The sequence below is a fragment of the Bacillota bacterium genome (assembly GCA_040754675.1).
Taxonomy (GTDB): Bacteria; Bacillota; Limnochordia; order Limnochordales; family Geochordaceae; genus Geochorda.
The window spans coordinates 1-5,207 of record JBFMCJ010000286.1; the positions used below are offsets into that span (position 1 = coordinate 1).

Here is a 5,207-nt window from a genome sequence, read left to right on the forward strand (position 1 = left end):
GGCGAGGTTCCTTCGCTGGCTCGGCTTCCGCCCCAAGCCAGGCCCACAGCCAATCGTCTTCACCATGGCTGCAACCAATGTGCCAGAAGTGCTCGACCCGGCCCTCCTGCGCCCCGGCCGCTTCGACCGGCAGATCGTGGTGCAGGCGCCCGACTTCGAGGGCCGCAAAGAGGTCATCGCCTACTACCTGGGCAAGGTGGCCCATGACCCATCGCTCGACAAGCAGCTCGACGAGCTTTCCGCCGACATGGTCGGCTACACCCCGGCCAAGGTGAAGCACGTCATCAACGAGGCCGTGATCAAGGCCCACTTCGACGGGCGCAGCTACATCACGTACGAGGACATCACCTACGCACGAGAGGTCCACGAGATGGGCCTCAAGCAGCCGCTCCGGTCCATGCTCCCCGAGGAGCGCCGCCGCCTGGCGTACCACGAGGCCGGGCACGCGGTCGCCCAGCTGCGGCTGTTGCCCCACGAACGGGTCGTCAAGACGACCATCGTCCGTCACGGGCAGGCGCTGGGCTTCTCGGCGACCCGCCCCGTTGTCGAACGCCTCACCCAAAGCCAGGAGGAGATCCTGGCACGCATCCAGGTGAGTCTGGCCTCCAGGGCCGCCGAAGAACTCTTCCTCGGCACCCGCCTGTCGGGGGCCGTCGGCGACCTGGAGGCGGCGACGCGCCTTGCGGGGGCCTACATCGGTTCATTCGGCATGGACGGCACGCTGTACTCATACCAGGCTTTGAGCCCGGCAGGAGCGCCCGACGACGAACTCAAGTCCCGCATCAACCGGCTCCTGGACCGCGAAAAGGCGAAGGTCAGCGAATTCCTGCGCACCCAGGCGCCGCTGGTACACGCGATTGCCCGGAAGCTGCTCGAATCCAACGAACTCACCGGCAGCGAGATTCAGGAACTGGCTGGCCTGTTTGACGCAGGGCGCCTTGCGCCCGACGGGAGCGTCCTTCCCCCGCGGGAGGAAGCCTCCGTCGCCGCAGCGGCGCAGGCGGGTGCGGCATCAGATGGCGCCGCGCCGGCGCAGCAACTCGATGGCTCGCTGGATGTCCAGGTCCGAACCGCTCTCCCAGGCCTTCAGGAACTCCCGGTCGATGGGGACGGTGATGTCGGGGACGACCGGCCCGACGAGCGGGCGACCGGCAGCTGAGTGGAACCGGGCGGCCGTCACCCCGATCAACCCCCCGCCGGGAAGTTCGAAGTAGGCCTGTTGATCGCCCGCCCGTGCAGGGGTGGGCCGGCCGACGACCACGGCCCGGCCATTGGCGCGCAGGGCGAACGCCAGCACGGCGAAGGTCGTTCCCCCATCCACCAGCACCGCCACCGGCTTGTCGTAGAAGTCGATGGAGGTGGGCGCCGGAATGAGCGGGTTATCCGAGCTTTCGGCCTTCTGCGCAGGTAGCGCGACCACCCCCTGGCGGAACACGAGGATGCCGAGCCACTGGTTCGTGAGAAGGCCTGCGATGTGCGAGAGCGTCTCCAGTGAACCGGCCCCCTGGCTGAACCGCAGGTCCAGGATGAGCGCCCGGGTGCGGTACAGCTTGCGAAGCTCGCCCAAAAAGGCAGTTTCCATGCCGGTTCCAAAGTGCGGCAGGTAAATGTACCCGATGTTGTCCGGCAGCGTGCGGCTTTCGATCTTCGGCTCGACGCTGACCGGGCGGCGGGTGAGCTCCACCTGCCGGCGACCGCCTCCCGGGCGCTCCAGATCCAGACGGACGCGGGTGCCGGCCTCTCCCCGGACGCGCGAGGCAACCTGGTCGAGGGGTTGGTCCTTGGTGGCCCACCCGTCCACGGCTGTGATCAGGAGCCCCCGTGGAAGCCGGGCGTCGGCCGCCGCTCCGCCCGGCAGCACCTGCCCGATGACCGGATAGCCCTCGGGGCCTTCGATGAGCAGCACGCCGATGCCCACCACGTTGATCCGGACGCCCTGCTGCTCCAACTGGCGCCGGGTCGCCGGGTCGATGATGAACGTGCCCGGATCCTTCAACTCGGCCACCATCCGGGAGGCGACGGCGTAGCCGTCCGCGCCAGGGGCGGCGGCCTCCTTCAGGTAGCGGCCGAGCAGCGCCTGATCCCACGAAACTCCGCCAAACTTCTCGTCAAAGTACTGCTCGGAGACGATTTGCCAGGCTGCCCGCACCACCGCCTGGGGGTCCGCCGGGGCTTCGCCGGTGCCGGCGGCCGCACCGGCAAGGGCGAAGGGGACTTGAAGCAGCGCCCGGGCCCCCAGAATCCACCCGGCGAGAAGCAGGGTGGCCCATCTCATGGAGGCTCTTGCCAAGAGGTTCGCCTCCGCTGGCGCCCCGTGCATCCGCCGCGGGACGCGCAAGGATTTTGCAAGCCCCGTGCAACCGTCTGGCAAGGCCCCGGCGCTATGCTCGCATTGGCGGGGGGCGATGCGACGATGGTCAACGAGCAAGTCAGGCGCCGGGCGTGCGGTGCGATTTGTGTTGCGATCGCTGCGGCCATATCGGTTGCGTTCGTTGGTGTTGCCGTCGCAGCCGCGGGGCTTTGCATCGGTTGCGTGGCGGCTCTTTTAGGGGCATTTTAGCCCAAAAAGCTTGCGTTGCGCGTGCGGCAAGCCCCCCGTGCGCAAGGCAGGATGGTGGGCTCCGGCTGACCGGAGCCCACCGCTCTTTTTCAGCCCTTCCGGCCTTACGGCTGCCCGGCCGGCAGCATCTGCAGCCGGGAAACCGCGGCCGCATCCACGTCCCGGTCGGCGAAAGGCACACGATAGTAATCATTCGCAAGCCACGTGGGCAGCAGGTTGGCAGCCGGGTTCGTGGGGCCAGCCGCCTGCTGGGAACCCGGTAGCGACGCATACGCCTCAACCGCCCCCGGGCGCAGTTCGACGATGAACCGCACCGATGGCCCGCCGCTGAACCGGAACGCAGGCGGCGTCGCCGCCCTGGGGTCAAAGCTCGACGCATCCACCACCTCGAACCCCCCGTCCACAGGGATGCCGTCACCCGGCGGAACGGCTGCCGTAGCGGGACGGCCCAGCAGGTCGGTCAGCACGAGGCGGTGGAGCGCGCCCCAGCGCAGGTCCTCGAGGGAGCGCACGGCGCCGAAGGCACTTGCCAGAGGGCCCGTCAGAAGCCGCAGCGCGTCCTCCAGGCTCGTGAGCAGCAGGATGTCCCGCTCCACGGCCGCCGGCAGCTCGACTCCCGGGAGATCGAAGAAGCTCAGCCCTGAACCCCCCACGCCCTGCGTCCGGTCGAAGTTCTCCAGGTGGTGGAGAAGCACCCGAACCGCCATCGACCCGTCGGGGCGCGGCAACTCGGGCGACACCCGGGCGATGGCCGCGTCCACGGTGTTGCGGATGAGCTGCCCCACCCACACGTTCGCGATGGTGGCGGCGACGCTTGAGCGGATCTCCTGCCGGTCGGGCGCGCCCAGGCCCGGCGGCTCGCCCGGCGGCGCCGTATCGTTGGCATCCCAGCCCTGATCCAGGCCGGTCGGGGTCGATCCGTCCCACCCTTTCAGGTAATCCACCGCCTCGGCCAGTTCACGCGTTCGGAACCTGGCCAGAGCGTCCCCGGCTCCCGCGGTGGCTTGCGCCCGGTCCCACGCCCCCAGCAAAAACGGCAGGAGCCGCAGCGCAGAGAGTTCTACCACGTCGCTTTGGATGGCCATCGTGTCGGCGACAGAGAGCTTCCCGGCGCGCCGTGCCCGTTCCCGGATCAGCTGCGTGATGCGGCCTGCCCGGAAGCCGATGCTGTAGGCCGGCCCCAGGTAATAGATGCCCCCGCTCGCCCTGCGGTCGTTGAACGGATCCCCGTCCAGCGTCGTGCCAATGGGGTCGTTGTTGGCGGAGACGATGAAACCGCCCGCCGGGTTGACCACGTGAGGCATTTCAGACTCCGGCAGCACCTCGAACGGAAGCCCGTGCCCCGGTGGAAGCGGCCGGTTCGCCGGCCAGGGGATCCAGTCGTGACGCCGCAGGCCCGTGCCATCGCGAACGAGATAGGGAGCCCAGGCCGGCCCGCCGTCGACGCTGCCGCCTTCCAGGTCACGCCGCAGCGGGAGTTCGGCACCGGCAAAGTAGGCGATGTTGCCGGAGACGTCGGCGAAAGCCCAGTTCTGGGAGGCGAAATCCATGTAGCGCAGGCCCGCAACGAAGTCATCCAGGCTGCGCGCGCGGTTCCACAGGTAAAACGTCTCTCCGTCGGGCGTCGCGTAGGCACCCGTCCACTGCACGCTCAGCGCCTCGCCCCGCCCGAGGTCCATGCGCACGATGGGGCCGTGGCGCGGCACCTCCAGCACCGCGCGGGGAACGCGATCCGCCGGGGCGGCCGCCAGGTTGTCCAGCACGCCGTCGCCGACCTGGTTTACCCGGAACTGCTGCGCCAGCACCCGCACCTCCTCCAGCTGCCCCTCGAACTCGGTGTAGTACCGGCCGTCCCGCTGGACGAGCCGCTCCAGGTACGTGTCGGCCTGGTCGGCCGGGTTGGTGGTGGCGCCCCAGGCGATGCGTTCGTTGTGGCCGAGGATGACCCACGGCACGCCGGGGAAGGCGACGCCCCAGACGTTGATGGTGCGCTCTCCGCCGGGCACTGGCTCGACCACCAGGTGCTGCTGGTACCAGATCGGTGGAACGGTCAGCGACAGGTGCGGGTCGTTGGCCAGGATCGGGTACCCGCTGGTGGAGAGGCTTGGCCCCAACAGGAACCAGTTGCTGCCGAACCACCTGCCGGAAGGCCCCTGCATGCCCGCCAGGGCGGGCAGGGCCGCAAGGTCGGCGAGCCACGCTTGAACCAGTTGACCGGGGGGCGGCGCCCCGGAGCCCGCGCTCGCCGCGCCTTCTCTCCCCGTCCCCCCGCCGGCTGCTGGCCTCACTCCCGAGGGCCTGTAGCCGACCGCGTCGGGCACGACGGATGCAGGGTCGGCAGGGGCCAGGCGCCACAGGTCGGTGAACGCCGCCCATCCCCGTTCGGGGCCAAGAGCGCTCGCGTACGCCTGGGCGATGTTTGCGTACGCGGCATCGAGGTCGAACGAGAGCGAGAACCCCACGAGCTTGAGGATGGAAATGGAGTCCACCGGCTTCCAGCGACGAACTCGGGTCAGCTCCAGCACCCCGTACTCGGCGGGCAGGGTGCCGCTCTGTTCCGCCATCTCCAGGAACGCGTTGACACCCGCCGCGTACGCCTCCAGGTCGGCCCGGGCGCCCGGGGAGAGCTGCTCGAGCGACCGCGCGG

2 protein-coding genes and 1 pseudogene are annotated in these 5,207 nt (G+C 69.4%); 1 reads left to right on the plus strand and 2 read right to left on the minus strand.

Annotation, left to right across the window (positions count from 1 at the left end; all coding sequences use genetic code 11):
- Nucleotides 1–397: 397 nt before the first annotated feature.
- Nucleotides 398–853: pseudogene (locus tag AB1609_14990) on the plus strand (ATPase).
- A 159-nt stretch (nucleotides 854–1,012) separates the two neighbouring features.
- Here AB1609_14990 and AB1609_14995 read toward each other — a convergent pair.
- Nucleotides 1,013–2,275, minus strand: a complete 1,263-nt coding sequence (locus tag AB1609_14995) for a S41 family peptidase (protein ID MEW6047764.1) — start codon at nucleotides 2,273–2,275, stop codon at nucleotides 1,013–1,015.
- 389 nt (nucleotides 2,276–2,664) lie between these two features.
- The coding region (locus AB1609_15000) for a penicillin acylase family protein (GenBank protein MEW6047765.1) at nucleotides 2,665–5,207 on the minus strand (2,543 nt) is incomplete at its 5' end.

What these genes read in the sequence shown, in the direction of transcription:
- AB1609_14995 (MEW6047764.1), bottom strand. Translation starts at nt 2,275, where the DNA reads ATGAGATGGGCCACCCTGCTTCTCGCCGGGTGGATTCTGGGGGCCCGG.